Origin of the sequence: Halorubrum tibetense (genome assembly GCF_042661865.1) — an archaeon.
In the GTDB taxonomy this organism is placed as follows: domain Archaea; phylum Halobacteriota; class Halobacteria; order Halobacteriales; family Haloferacaceae; genus Halorubrum; species Halorubrum tibetense.
The window spans coordinates 1-12960 of sequence record NZ_JBHSWW010000054.1 but is presented as its reverse complement, the minus strand read 5'-3'; the positions used below and the strand labels follow the sequence as shown (position 1 = coordinate 12960).

Below are 12960 nucleotides of genomic sequence, written 5' to 3'. Positions count from 1 at the left end.
AACACACGCGTACACGACAAGAACTCCGTAATCGGCATCATCCGTCCTTGCCACCGCCTACGTCATGCACCTACTTCAACGTGCAAAGCTGAGTTCCAACAAGATTACGTCAAATTCGAGTCCCTACTCGGTTGGTTGATGAGAATCCATTTGAGTTCTATTACAAAAGAGTGATAGGACGTGAACTGGAGGAGATAACTTCAGAAAATAATGTTCTCTGGTACTATTATCCGATCTTCTCGTTTATTCCACAGGATAGTGATTGCTGGGATGCAGTAGTTTATGATTGTAGTGATAACCATACAACATCTGGGTGGAAATACAACTACGAAATGGGGCTAATAGAGAGATTCCGAAATGAAATTGGTGCACGTTTGAGCCAACAAAGTGAGATTAAGATTCTGAAGCATACCGATATTGTATTTACATCTTCTCAATATTTATACGCCAAGCTTAGTCGATACACCGACTCTCCAATCTATCTAGAAGAAACAGGTGTTGATCTAAAGAAGTTTGAAACCACAGAGAGGTACGGGCGTATCGAACAGATCGAACCACCACGGCTAGGGTTTGTTGGGAAGATGAAACAAAAAATCGACTACCAGTTGTTAGGAGACGTTGCGAGAAAGAATCCCTCGTGGAACATTGTGCTCGTTGGTCCAGATAGTGAGGGCAACGCCGATTCAATACGGAAAATTTCGAACGTCACCTGGATTGGTGCCGTTGATCCCGATGATGTCCCACAAGTTATGAACAGCCTTGATGTTGGGCTAATGCCATATCGAGAGATTGAGTACAACAAGGCCGTATTCCCGCTTAAGTTCCACGAGTACTTGGCTAGTGGGCTGCCGGTCGTCGGCTGTGGCCTGCCGTCGACGGAGAGATACGTTGAAGATGGTATCTATCTCCACACCGCTGTGCAGTCATGTGCGTTCGCGGACGCATGTTCAACCGCCCTATCATGGGAAAACACTACCACCGGGAAAAAAGAGCTAGCCCAATGTGCTGACTGGACGCCGAAAGTCAAACGAATACACGAACGTGTCTCGAATATTTGTGAATCCGACGAGAATTGTAGTAATAAAGAATAAATTATATTTTCTGTCCAATAAAATTCAGTTGAGGTTATTATACTCTGGGATTTCCGGATGTAATTTCGATGTTTTGTTTTCAACATAAAGGTCTATATTTTCTGCATTTAAGATCACATCATTCATATCATAGATGACCTGATCGAGAGTTAATTTTCCAACGTGCGGGTCAACGGTACGATGTTTAGACTCGCTTTTGTTTCTTGTCCTGACTTTTGGTATCGGTATATTACCTTCCATATACTCTGAAGACTCGAAAAAATAGTTTGAATCTGTCATATCAACACCACATAATACAATGCTGTCGTATCCAAGTACCACAGATAGGTGAATCAGATAGCTGATTGAACCTCTTTTCCTGTATAGAACATCGATATTTCCTTGATCAAAATAGCCGCTATTGTATAGGTACGCAAGTAACAGACGGTTTTTTTTACTTGTTGACTCCCAATCTACGAATCGCTTGAATTCTGAATCTCGGGATATTATCAACCTATTTTTTAACCAGCTTGGTATGTGGTCTACAGCATCAGTATTTGCTAAACTAGTTGTATCCTTCAATATCGTAGCTGTATTGGAGTAGGCCCCTTTTCTTTTATTAAGCATATCAATAAATACATCACCGAACTTTACCATACCGGGGTCATCTGACGGAGGAAACCAGTTACTGTGTATTTCGAACACGTGGTATGTTGGAACAAAATCATGAACTGGCCATCGATTAAGACCAACTGAATCATGTCTTTCGATATGTTCCCATTTCTCTTTTGATATGTTGTTTATACTACTCCCAGACCCAAGTATAAATATCCTATCGCTTGTTTTATAACTATTCAGATCGGTAAAAGAGATCGGTTTACCAATACCAGAGTCCACAACTTCAGACATAGCTTTTATTGCAGATTTGTTGTGCTTACGTACAAGATACGGAAGTGCGTATTTGGTCTGTTCTATGGTATTTCGTTCTATATGTCCAGTTGCTTTTTCTAATCCCCTCTGAGCTACATATCTTGCTCCCTTCTTTCGCCAAGCATCCACTACCTTATTTATCATCTATATCACCAGTCACAAGTGGATCCGTATATATTGTATGGATTAAGAAGGTGTCATAGAACAGTTCGCATACCGGAGAGCAGGGTGACCGCTGAGGTGGAATGAGTTCAGCGACCCTGCAAGATGATCCTTCGGTAAACTCGTTCTTCAATGTCGTGGAGACAGAGACGCTAGCGCTGTTCGAGTACCTCTCCTTCGAGTTTCTCGAAGAGTACGACGTGTTCGTCCCGGGGGAGACGGGGCGAACCCGAGACCACGAACCACCAGAGCTGATGCGTGGCTTTCTCCACTGCTATTACAAGGACATCTACGGCATTCGTCCCGTTGAACGAGAACTTCGGAACACGTTATCTGGCTGAGCTGTGGGTTCGAGCGACCGCCGTCGAGAGATGTGGTCGATCGTTTTCCCACCGACCTCGAACACGTCGTTGACGAGGTCTTTGACCGACTCGTCGAGCAGGCCGCCCGCCGCGGCCTGCTCGACTTGACCTACTGTACCGATTCAACCGACGTGAGGGCGATGCCCGCCGATCAAGACGCGTCGAAGTGCTACGATCCAACCGACGACGAGTACTACTACGGCTACGGCTGTACAATCATCTCGACCGGGCAAAAAATCCCAATTGCAGCGGAGTTCACCGAAAGCAAACAAGCGCCAGAGGAGACGGCGATGCGCGTCACGCGTGACGCTCTCGCCGTCGCCAAACCGATCTGGATGATCGGTGACAACGCCTACGACCGCTCGACTGGCACGACCACCTGCTGGCCGCAAGGGTCGTGCCAGTCGCCCCGTACAACGCGCGAAACACCGACGACCCAAAAGACATCGAGTACAGGGTCGAAGACTGCATCAAACAACACAGCGAGGACGTTCAGCTGAAGCAGACCACGTTGGATGAGACGTACAACCGCCGTACTGGAGTCGAAAGAACCAACGAATCAGTGAAGGACTGCGGCCTCGGGCGAACGCACGCCCGAGGCCGCGTTCACGCACGAGCACAGGTGTTCCTCGCTCTGTGTCTTCGTCTCGTCGTCGCAATCACCAACTAAGAACGCGGAGACAATCCGGGAAGCACGATCACCACTTCGGATACTCCTTCCCGGAGAACGAAACCAAGACGACATTCCCCGACTACCTCCTGACGTTCGGCGAGTTCTGGAACGAGAACGCTCGGTTCCCGATCCCCGATGACCGCGTGATCCCCGTCGGTTACCCGTACCTCGAACAACGGCTCGACGCGTACGACGACGTCAAACCTGCCGAACAGCTCCTGTTCATCTCACAGGGAACCATCGGGCGCGAACTCTCACAGTTCGCCCTCAAGGTCCACGAAGACGACCGGATCGATCACGAGGTCGTCTACAAACTTCACCCCGGCGAGTACGATCGTTGGGAAGATGAGTATCCCTGGTTGGCGGAACCGGACATTAGAGTGATTGACGAACCCGAGCCCCCGCTCTATCGACTCTTTGCCGAGTCCACCGCTCAGGTGGGTGTCGGATCGACGGCAGTGTACGAGGGGTTGTGCTTCGACTTGGAGACGTTCGTGTTCGATACGGACGGGTCAGACGTGTTACAACCGCTCGTTGAGGATGGAACCGCGGCAACGATCTCAACCGCCGATGAGCTGGTTGGTAAAATGAATAGAGAGCAAAGAAGACGGTTCGATAGAGAACGGTTCTTCAAACCGGATGCAGTTGAAAACATCCTACAGGAATTGAACACGATTCTTGAGTGTTAGTGGTCTTCCGGCATCTCGATCGGCGGTTACAGAACTCGCCCGTCGTTTTCTAACTTCTGTGACATTGTTACGATGATATACAGTCGAAATCCGAGGCGACCCTCGTACATGGAGATCGACGGTCGTTCTACAGGTGTGTATTCCTCGATTCGCTGAATAACCGACTGCGGAAGCTGCGACCCGACCTCTCGTTTGATCGTATCGATCACTGACCCTGATTCGTCCTCCGTCGTCTCTCCTGAGTCACCCAATTCGTTGAAAGCGTGATCGATGAGTTCGTCGCCGAGAACCGACCGTGCGTGATCGGTATCTAGCCGATCCCGGAGGAACTCGATAGACGCGTCGCTGTTAAGAAGTCGTTCCGTATCCGGGTTCGCCGATCGCGTCGCGACGGGCACATCCGGACTCCGCTGTTGAACGTACTCGTGGTACAGTCGTTTCTCGGTCCGAAGTTTGTCTGGGAGAGTACAAACGGTTTGAATGATCTCTCGGCTGAGGAACGGGTTTATTTCTTCAATATAGGGTGTTTTGAGGGATGTCAATGCCGACTGAACTATTGCTAATCGATACGTCAGCTTCAAGCGATCACGCCACGTCGCTAGCGACTCGTCATCAGCTTGCGCAAACTCGGCCGGCCACTGTTGTGCGTCCGCACCAGGGATCGACAGTGACGGCATGACTTCATAGTCGGAGATTAATTGACCGCCAACCATTCGCCTGACCTGTGTTTGGGATGAAACTGCCGACCAGCCGAACGGATTGTTCCCACGGATAATGCCTACGTGGTCTTCAGCGAGTGTTTTGAAGGTCCTGAAGCCGTCCAGATATCCAGATATGTGGTCGATCCGACCTTCTCCAGCGGTAACAAACCGGTCGAACACCGTACCTATGTCAGAGGGATGTTGTGGCAGTTCGTAATACTCATGCGGAATCCCATATGCGTCCGCAAGCTCGCGTGCCCGAACAGCGTCACTATCGGGATGGTCGAGTGCTTCCGCGGTCCCCCACGTGATCGCGGTCAGCCCCAATCTGTCGTGGAGGGTCTGAATCAACCCTCGACTATCCATTCCACCCGATAACGCGAGAACCCAGCTATCGGGTTCAATATCGAGATTTTGAATCGTCGTCTCAATTGATTGACTAAGTTCCTCACGATGTTCCTCTCGACTTCGGTTTTTGATCTCAAAGAATGATGAGACTTCTGTCGTCGTCTCCGTTAATTCCCATGTCGATCGATCGATCCGAACGTTCCCGCCGGGCGGAACGTATTCGGTTCGCGCGTCCCACGCCTGTCCGGGTCCGAGACTCCCGCTGGAGATCATCCATGCAATCGCCCGCTCGTCGGGCACGAACTCGTCGGCAAAGTGAGCGATCGCACGCTGGGAAGTTGAGGCGACGAGCAGATCCTCGAACAGCCGGTAGTAGATCGTGCGTGAGGCGGTCGCGTCAGCGACCAGCTCGATCGCGCCCGAGTCGACGCGGACGATCCCGTAGCTCCCGTCCGCGACGGGCGCGCCGGGATCGTGCCAGTCGTCGGTCCGCGGGATCAGCCGCCCGAGACACGTGCTCGTCCCGTGGGTCGGAAGCGACTCCGGCGCGTTGATCCGACAGGTGAGCACCCCGTCGTCGCGAACGACCTCGACGTTCCGGGGCGCGTTTTCCGGGAGGATCCGGTCTGCGACTGTTTCGAGATCGGCGGCGGTATAGGTGTCGACCGTACCGCCGCGTCCGCAAAGCGAGATCAGTTCGGCCATACGGGAGACGCGGCAGCGAAGGGTAAAACAGGAACGGTGACGGTCGAAGCTCGATCCGGATGCTCAATCGAACCGGTTTCGGATCTTCGAGATTCCTCGACGAAACGCGCCAACGAACCCGTGCCGCCAGATCCCCATCCGGATCTTGTTGATCGGGTTCGACTCGTCGTTCGAGTAGACGGAGATCCCGCCCAGCTGCGTGAACACGCGATGGTCTGTCGTCGCATTGATTGTCTCCGCTGCCTCCTCGACGTCAGTGTACTTGCCTGCGCCCGGCGTGTCGATGTCGAGGAGCCGCCCGTGGAACAGCTTTACTTCCCCAACCGCGTGGCCTGGATAGCGGAGCATGAGGTTGTACTCCGGCGGCAGGGTTGCGATCCGGAGGTCCGACTCGTATAGCGCCTTCCGGAAGGAGGGCTGGTTCTGTGGGTTTCCGCCGTCGTAGAGGTTCTTATATACCTCGTCCCACGACTGTGTGAACTCTCGGAGGGCGTCGTCGTTTCTGTACGCGACGACGCCCGTATTGTACTCCGGGAAGCTGTCCGGGACGCCCGGCGGATCGTAGACGCTCCGGTTGTGGTTGTGCGCGACCGCGATGTCGAACCGATCGAGCACGTCGAACAGCTCCTCGGCGTTGGCGTCCATGTAGATGTCCGTGTCGAGATGGAGCGTCCTGTCGAACGGGGATCGGTGAAGATTCGCGATCTGGTCGGTGAAGCTGTAATCCGGGTCATCGATCTCGATCACGTGGTCGAATGCGAACTCCGGCTCGCCGTCCGTCGCGATCGCGATCGGGACATCAGGCATAGCGTCGCGAACCGACTGTGCGGAGCGTTCGGCTTCGGCGATGAACTGATCGCCGGTTGCGATGTAGAAGACACCGGTGCGAATCATGCTGTTGTGGATGTCGTATCGCTTCTGTTCTCGATGATGTCGCGTAACAAGTATCCGATTAGTAATGCTCCGACGACCGATGTCGTACTTAGTCCGAAGATCGAGTTCCCCGAGAACAGTTCGTTGACGACGAAGCCGATGACGAGTGCATGGACAATGAGGGATTCACGACTAGCGATCACCTTGGTGTGCGATACGATCGAGTACAAGAAGATGTACAGATAACACAGTCCACCGATGATGCCGGTCGTGACGAACAGCCGGAGGAACGAGTTATAAATCCCTGCACCAACTGCTGCGGAAGTGAATTCTCCTACGATCGTCGGCATATCACCGGGGCCATGGCCGAAGACCGGCTGAGCCTTGATTGCGTCGATAGCAGCGTACCAGATCTCCAGTCGTCCCGAGAGATACACTTGTTCAATGATCGTAGGTCCGGGAATAAGTCGTAAGAGCATGAGATATCCCGTCGTACCGGCAGCAATCGAAACAAGAATGAACTGGGTAAATTGCTCACGCGTGATCGCACTGCCAATCAAGTACACAGCTATTGCTGCAGCAAATCCTAGCAATGCGGCACGACTTTGAGCAAAAAATAATCCGAGGACACATACCGAAAACAACCCGTGTTTTAAGTATGGTCTACGAACCCAGACGAGACTGGACACCGCACCAATAAAAAGTAATTCACCCAGTGGGTTTGGATTCAATAATATTGATTCAATAACATAGAATTCTAATCCTAACAGATCTTCTGTTCTGTGAACCGATACTAAAGGGATCGAACTCCCGATGATTGCGGAAGGTATTCCTATGATTGAAACTATACTTGCAATACACGAAATCGTCTGGAGAAAAATTCTCTTACTTACATTCTTTGAAATCAAAAATAGTAATATAAATGAGGCGGGTATAAATATAATTGTACGCGATAATAGTTCTATATTTATCGGATTTAAGATGGCATGGTATGTATATATAGAATAGATTATGAAAAGTGGCATGAATATTGTAGTCGGGATCTCCAAATTAGTTTCTCTCAACCATACAATATATACAGAGAGTGCTGCTATAGCTCCTATTGGTGCTAATAACCAAACTCTTGGCAGTTCTGTAACAGTTAAAAGACTAGTTATAATGAGGAAGACAAACAACGCTAGAAAGAATGGTTGGGCTCTTGTTATTGAACGATGAGTATGCTGCAACATCAACACCGTCGCTTCTAAAACACTTGAGAGTAACGGTCAGTTTTATATTAACGGTAATCTACAATCCACAAAAGGTTCATGAACAGCCATACAAGAATATCTCATTGATCGTGAATCATATGTTATAAGTTCTCCTCTGTCATTCTATAGTATATCTTATGGCACTACGGCTCTGTCCTTGTTGTGGATTTAGCGAGACTTCGACAAATAAAACGATAGGTGAGTTTAACATTTCAATTTGTAATTCATGTGGATTCCTCTTCGTAGAGAACCCTCCAGAGTCTTCAATCGCAGATAATCCTGTCTCCAAACTCCGTCATACCGAGGTCCCGACACCGAAGCGTCGGCACTACTACACTCGGAATTTGATCGATAGACTGGATACTGGAAATCGAGTCATAGAGATTGGTTCTGGCTTCGGAGCACTAGGCAAGCTCCTCACAGCTAATGGATACGATTACCTCGGGTTCGAACCAGACAAGGGTCGCGCTGATGTCGCTTCTTCCGGAGGTGTCCCTGTCGAACCACATGTTTTCGATCCATCGGAGGTGACCGGCTCCGTTGATGTTGTCGTTATCGATAACGTCTTAGAGCACGTCCACGACCCGCAGTCGATACTCAATGATGCTGCTGAGGTATTATCCGAATCTGGGACGCTGATCGTGATCGTTCCAAACCGGTACGATATTCGGAGAGCACATCCAGGATGGGCACAACGTCACTTCTGGATCCCGCCAGCACACATCAATTTCTTCCGGTGGAAAGATCTTCAGCGAATGTGCTCTTCTGCTGGGTTCTCTATACGACCCTTCCCAGTTCGATCTCACGTAACAGACGATCTCCATACGAAGGATCTCGGCTTCATAATAAAATCGTTGATAGAAAAGACAGGGTTCACTCCGCTCGGATTGTATGCCTATGGCTCTCTCTCGGAGTGACCCTCTTATTCTTGAACTACTGCGTTCCGATACTCCTCCTGATACGCTTTACTCATCCGCTCCGCACTCAGATGCGCCGTGACGATTGCCCTCGCGCCGGCCGTCATGCTCAGATAGTTCTCTTCGATGATCTCCTCCATCACCGCTGAAAGCGCTGCCGACTCTCCCAGTTCGAACTCGGCTCCAACCGTCGAGTTGTACTGGAGTATCTCCTGATGTGGTTGAATATCTGACAGCACGACCGGGAGGCCCGACGCGAGTGCCTCCATCACGGTGTTGGGTAATCCTTCAGAGCTCGACGCCGAGACGAAGAAGTCCGATGCCCCGAGGTAAGCCGCGACATCGTCTACCCATCCCTCCATCCGAACCCGATCGTCGCCCGCCGCGAGTTCGGCACACTCGGCTTCCAACGACCCATCACCCAACATGCACAACACGCCGTCCTCGATCGCCGCGTCCTGAAACGCCTCGATCACGTCGAGGGGGTTCTTCCGTGGGATCAGCGTTCCCACGGAGACGAAGACGGTCGCCGACTCGGGGATTCCGAGCTCCTCGCGCAAACGGGCCTTCTCCGCGTCCTCCACCGGCTGATACGCCTCTGTGTCCACTCCGTTCTGTATCGGCGTAGCGTCCACACCGTGTGGTCGAATCCGGTCCGCGATCGTCTCCGAACACGCGACCGGGTGGTCGATCCGCCGGTACATCCGGACGTGCTCGGCCGCCATCGCCTTTCCCTGTAGCTCCCCGAACTTCGCCGGGTAGTCGTCGTACGGATAGTTCCGGATCGTCGTGATCCGCGGGTATCCGGAGAGGAGCAGCGCCGAGAGCGTATCCGCCCGGATCCCCTGTGTCTGAATGATATCCGGGTCGATCTCGGACACCTTCCGGCGCAGTCGCCGCGGTCCGAACGCCAACCCTTCCCATCGGGACAGCCCGAGCGTCTCGTACTCGATGTCGAGCTCGCGAAACCGCGGGAGCTCCGTGTCCGCCGGCTCCGGTGAGAGCGTGAGTACCGTCGCATCGAACTCGTCGTCGAGGTGGTTCAGGATGTAATAAAGCTGGTTCGTCGGGCCGCTGGGTCGCAAGCGCGAAACGACATAGAGGATATCCGTGGTCACATCCGGGACGTGTGTACGTGTGCTGATAAACGCTGCTTGTTCACGGCCGAGAGAACACGCCTAAACACCCCGCCGTGGATACTCCACGTATCCGATGAGCCAGTACTCCGGCCTCGAACGACGGATCGCGGCGGTCCTCCAACGGTTTCCGGGCCTCAAACGCCGTCTAAAAGAGGTATATCAGCGCGTGAACTACTACGCCTACGCCGACCGCGACTTCGAGTACGCGGTTGCCGACGACGCCACCCTTAGTACCGTCTCCGACCGGTATGGGGCCGAACCGACCGATCGCGACCGATTTTTCGGCTACTTCGATGTCCATCCATGGACCGCCTCAATGGACGGTTTCCTCCTCCACGAGGTCAGCGGAGACGCCGTCGATATCCGCCTCTACCGCGACGGCGACCACACAACTCTCGGCACCTCTTTGGCGTGGAACCTACAACAAGGGTCGCGCACACAGTGGCACCCCGCCGCCGAGTCAGTCCTGTATAACGACCGCGAATCCGACCGGCTCGTCGCCCGAGAAGTCTACTCTGACGGCGAGACGGCCGCCACGTACGACCGCCCGATCCAGGCTCTTCACCCGGATGGAACCGAGTTCCTCTCGCTGAACTACGATCGGCTGGACCGCAACCGGCCCGACTACGGATACGGTCGGGATCCGCGTTCGCTTCCTGATCCCGAGTCAGACGGCCTATGGCGGGTCGAGATGGACTCCGCCGACGACGAACTGCTCGTCTCCCTCCAGTCGCTCATCGATCGCTCGGAGACGACTGCACCCCCCGAGGCGCACTACCTCAACCACGCACTCTACGATCCCACTGGGGAGCGATTCGTCTTCCTTCACCGCTGGAACGGTGACGAGGGTCGCGTCTCCCGGCTGTACGTCGCCGACCGCGACGGGAACTGCCGAGTCGTGATGGACGACACCGTCGTCTCACACTACTGCTGGCTCTCGGACTCGGAGCTGTTCGTGTGGGGTCGGACCGCAGCACATGGGGACGGGTATCACGTCCTCGACGTGGATACCGGAGATACCGAATACGTCGGCGCACTTGACGACTACGGGGACGGCCATCCCTCCCTGTCACCTGACGGCCGATACATTGTGACGGACACGTATCCCGACCGAGAGCGGAAACGGCGACTCCTGTTGTACGACCGCGAAACCGAGGACGTGACTGAACTCGGACGGTTCTTCGAACCGCTCCGATTCACCGGAGAGACGAGATGTGACCTTCACCCTCGTTGGAGCCCCGATGGAACCGCGATCTCCTTCGACTCCGCACACACCGGTCGCCGCGACTCTTATATACTGGACGTAAGCCGGATCCTGAGCTAATCCCGTAGGAACGTCCGATAAACGACGCTTCGGACCCCGTTCGGCAGGAGTCGAAGCGGGATCCGCGCGCAGATATTTAAAAAGAACACGGGAAGCGAGATCGCGCCCAGACGGAGGAACTCGTACTGGAGCCTCGTCTCCGTCTTCGCGTATGCCAAGCCACCACGGCGGTTGAACAGGTCCTCGCCCGCCTCACACTTGACGAGCACCGTGGGCACGTTCGCCAGTGTGTGTCCCGCCGCGAGCATCCGCATCCACAGATCGTAATCCTGCATCGAGCGGAGCGGACGGTAGTTCCCGACACCGAGGACGGCGGACCGCCGGAACAGCACCGTGGGATGGTTCAGCGGACAGCGAAATCGGGCTGCCGATCGGACCTCTTCGGGCGTCGCTGGAACTTCCCGAACCGTCTCGATTGTGGTGGGATCCTCCGAAAACTCCCCGATATACCCGCCGACCACGTCCGTCTCCGGGTGTTCACTTATATACTCCAGCTGTCGCTCGAACCGGTCCGCGACGGCGACGTCGTCGGAGTCCATTCGTGCGACCCACTCGTGTGAGCACGTCTCGACGCCGTGGTTCAGCGCGGCCCCGAGTCCCTGGTTGCGTGACAGCGAGGTCCGCCGGAGTAAGCCCGGATACTCGGCCATCAACTCGTCGAGGACTCCATCCAGCGCGGGCGTCACCGGACCGTCCTCGACGACGACCACCTCGTCCGGCCGGACTGTCTGGTCGATCACGCTCCGTATCGCGCGTTCGAGATCGTCGGCGTCGTCTCCCTCATACGTCGCGATCAACACCGAGAACTGCGGGTCACTCATGCTGCCGGCCTCCGTCGATATTAGGGTAGATCCACGGCGCGACCCGAAGGATTCGCATCGATCCGGGCTACACCCGGCCCGTACAGGAACGTTGCGATCCGGCGTGCGAGGGGACCGTGAGCCACGGGGGACGGAGGCCGTCGAACGCGACGGTGCGCCACGCCGGCGACGGGGAACCGTCACGGGAGACGAGACCGACCGAAGGAGATGGGTGGTGAGCTACGACGACGCGCCGGAACGTGGGTTGCGTGGGTGGCGTGGGGCAGGGGGGGACGCCCCACAGGAGGAGACCAGTCCTGACGCGATGTGTCGATTGCCAGTGGGTCGTCCACCAGCACGTGTATCGAGGGGCTGGGACACCCTAATGGGTCCCCCTCCGTGTTGTGGGCGTTTATAAGCAACCCGGCACGATCGCCCGACTGCGCGAGTCGCGACCCGCACTCGACGACGGCTGACGGCGGCCCCAGTCGGGCGACGGGGCGGAGCCGGGCGACGGCCGCCGCGGCTCACTCGTCGGTGTCGTAGGACTCGCCGACGGCGGCGGGCATCCGCCCGCGTCTTCCCCCACACGGAGAGGACGATGATCACGAAGTAGCTTCCCCGGTCTCGTCTCTGCCCCCGCCAGCTTTTCACCCCGTCCCGCCGACCCGGTCGGTATGGTTTCCATGCAGGAATTCCCCCCGCGTCCGTCGGTCGAGACGGTACTCGGCGACGAGTCCGATAACGCCTCCTCCGACGTGAATTCGTCCGCCGTGGACATCTCTCCCACCGCCGACGCGTCCGCCGTGGACGCCTCCCACGACCCCTTCGGTTCGGGCCACCTCTGGGTCACGGAGCTGGTCGCGGGCGACCCCCTCCGCTTCCGGTTGACGGACGCGGGCTTCCTCGAGTTCGGCGACCGAAACGGCGTGTTCGACCACGACGCGGTTCCCCTCCGGTACCGCGCCGCGGTCGGGGCGGTCCGTGAGCGGTTCGCCCGCGACGCGTTCGCGGCCG

The 12960-nt window shown here is 55.0% G+C and carries 10 protein-coding genes and 2 pseudogenes; 6 read left to right on the top strand and 6 right to left on the bottom strand.

The window, feature by feature from the left end; genetic code table 11:
- Positions 1–131 precede the first annotated feature (131 nt).
- Positions 132–1091, top strand: a complete 960-nt coding sequence (locus tag ACFQEU_RS05825) for a glycosyltransferase (protein WP_379780191.1) — start codon at positions 132–134, stop codon at positions 1089–1091.
- 24 nt (positions 1092–1115) lie between these two features.
- Here the strand turns inward: ACFQEU_RS05825 and ACFQEU_RS05820 are convergent, their stop codons facing one another.
- Positions 1116–2144, bottom strand: a complete 1029-nt coding sequence (locus ACFQEU_RS05820) for a hypothetical protein (protein ID WP_379780189.1) — start codon at positions 2142–2144, stop codon at positions 1116–1118.
- Between the two features lie 101 nt (positions 2145–2245).
- Here ACFQEU_RS05820 and ACFQEU_RS05815 point away from each other — a divergent pair.
- Both ACFQEU_RS05815 and ACFQEU_RS05810 read left to right on the top strand, forming a co-directional pair.
- Positions 2246–3194: pseudogene (locus ACFQEU_RS05815) on the top strand (transposase).
- A complete protein-coding gene (locus ACFQEU_RS05810) occupies positions 3161–3886 on the top strand; it encodes a hypothetical protein (RefSeq protein ID WP_379780187.1) in 726 nt (241 codons plus the stop codon). The pseudogene ACFQEU_RS05815 and the gene ACFQEU_RS05810 overlap by 34 nt, the downstream one beginning before the upstream one ends.
- Positions 3887–3912: 26 nt before the next feature.
- Here the strand turns inward: ACFQEU_RS05810 and ACFQEU_RS05805 are convergent, their stop codons facing one another.
- From ACFQEU_RS05805 to ACFQEU_RS05795, 3 genes are all read right to left on the bottom strand, one after another.
- On the bottom strand, positions 3913–5640 hold the full coding sequence (locus tag ACFQEU_RS05805; protein ID WP_379780184.1) for a hypothetical protein: 1728 nt from the start codon (positions 5638–5640) through the stop codon (positions 3913–3915).
- A 63-nt stretch (positions 5641–5703) separates the two neighbouring features.
- The gene (locus tag ACFQEU_RS05800; RefSeq protein WP_379780182.1) at positions 5704–6534 is read right to left on the bottom strand and encodes a hypothetical protein; all 831 of its coding nucleotides are present in this window, start codon (positions 6532–6534) and stop codon (positions 5704–5706) included.
- Positions 6531–7244 carry an O-antigen ligase family protein gene (locus ACFQEU_RS05795; protein ID WP_379780180.1) on the bottom strand — a complete coding sequence of 238 codons (714 nt, stop codon included), beginning with the start codon at positions 7242–7244 and terminating at the stop codon, positions 6531–6533. The genes ACFQEU_RS05800 and ACFQEU_RS05795 overlap by 4 nt, the downstream gene beginning before the upstream one ends.
- A gap of 863 nt (positions 7245–8107) precedes the next feature.
- Here ACFQEU_RS05795 and ACFQEU_RS05790 point away from each other — a divergent pair.
- On the top strand, positions 8108–8680 hold the full coding sequence (locus tag ACFQEU_RS05790) for a class I SAM-dependent methyltransferase (RefSeq protein WP_379780178.1): 573 nt from the start codon (positions 8108–8110) through the stop codon (positions 8678–8680).
- A gap of 5 nt (positions 8681–8685) precedes the next feature.
- On the opposite strand, the gene ACFQEU_RS05785 is transcribed toward ACFQEU_RS05790, so the two are convergent.
- Positions 8686–9798, bottom strand: a complete 1113-nt coding sequence (locus tag ACFQEU_RS05785; RefSeq protein WP_379780176.1) for a glycosyltransferase family 4 protein — start codon at positions 9796–9798, stop codon at positions 8686–8688.
- 94 nt (positions 9799–9892) lie between these two features.
- Between ACFQEU_RS05785 and ACFQEU_RS05780 the strand changes: the two genes are divergently transcribed.
- Positions 9893–11143, top strand: coding sequence for a TolB family protein (locus ACFQEU_RS05780; RefSeq protein WP_379780174.1), 1251 nt, complete (start codon positions 9893–9895; stop codon positions 11141–11143).
- On the opposite strand, the gene ACFQEU_RS05775 is transcribed toward ACFQEU_RS05780, so the two are convergent.
- Positions 11140–11964, bottom strand: coding sequence for a glycosyltransferase (locus ACFQEU_RS05775; RefSeq protein WP_379780172.1), 825 nt, complete (start codon positions 11962–11964; stop codon positions 11140–11142). The genes ACFQEU_RS05780 and ACFQEU_RS05775 overlap by 4 nt on opposite strands.
- 656 nt (positions 11965–12620) lie before the next feature.
- Between ACFQEU_RS05775 and ACFQEU_RS05770 the strand changes: the two are divergent.
- Positions 12621–12960, top strand: a pseudogene (locus ACFQEU_RS05770) (hypothetical protein); the annotation flags it as partial.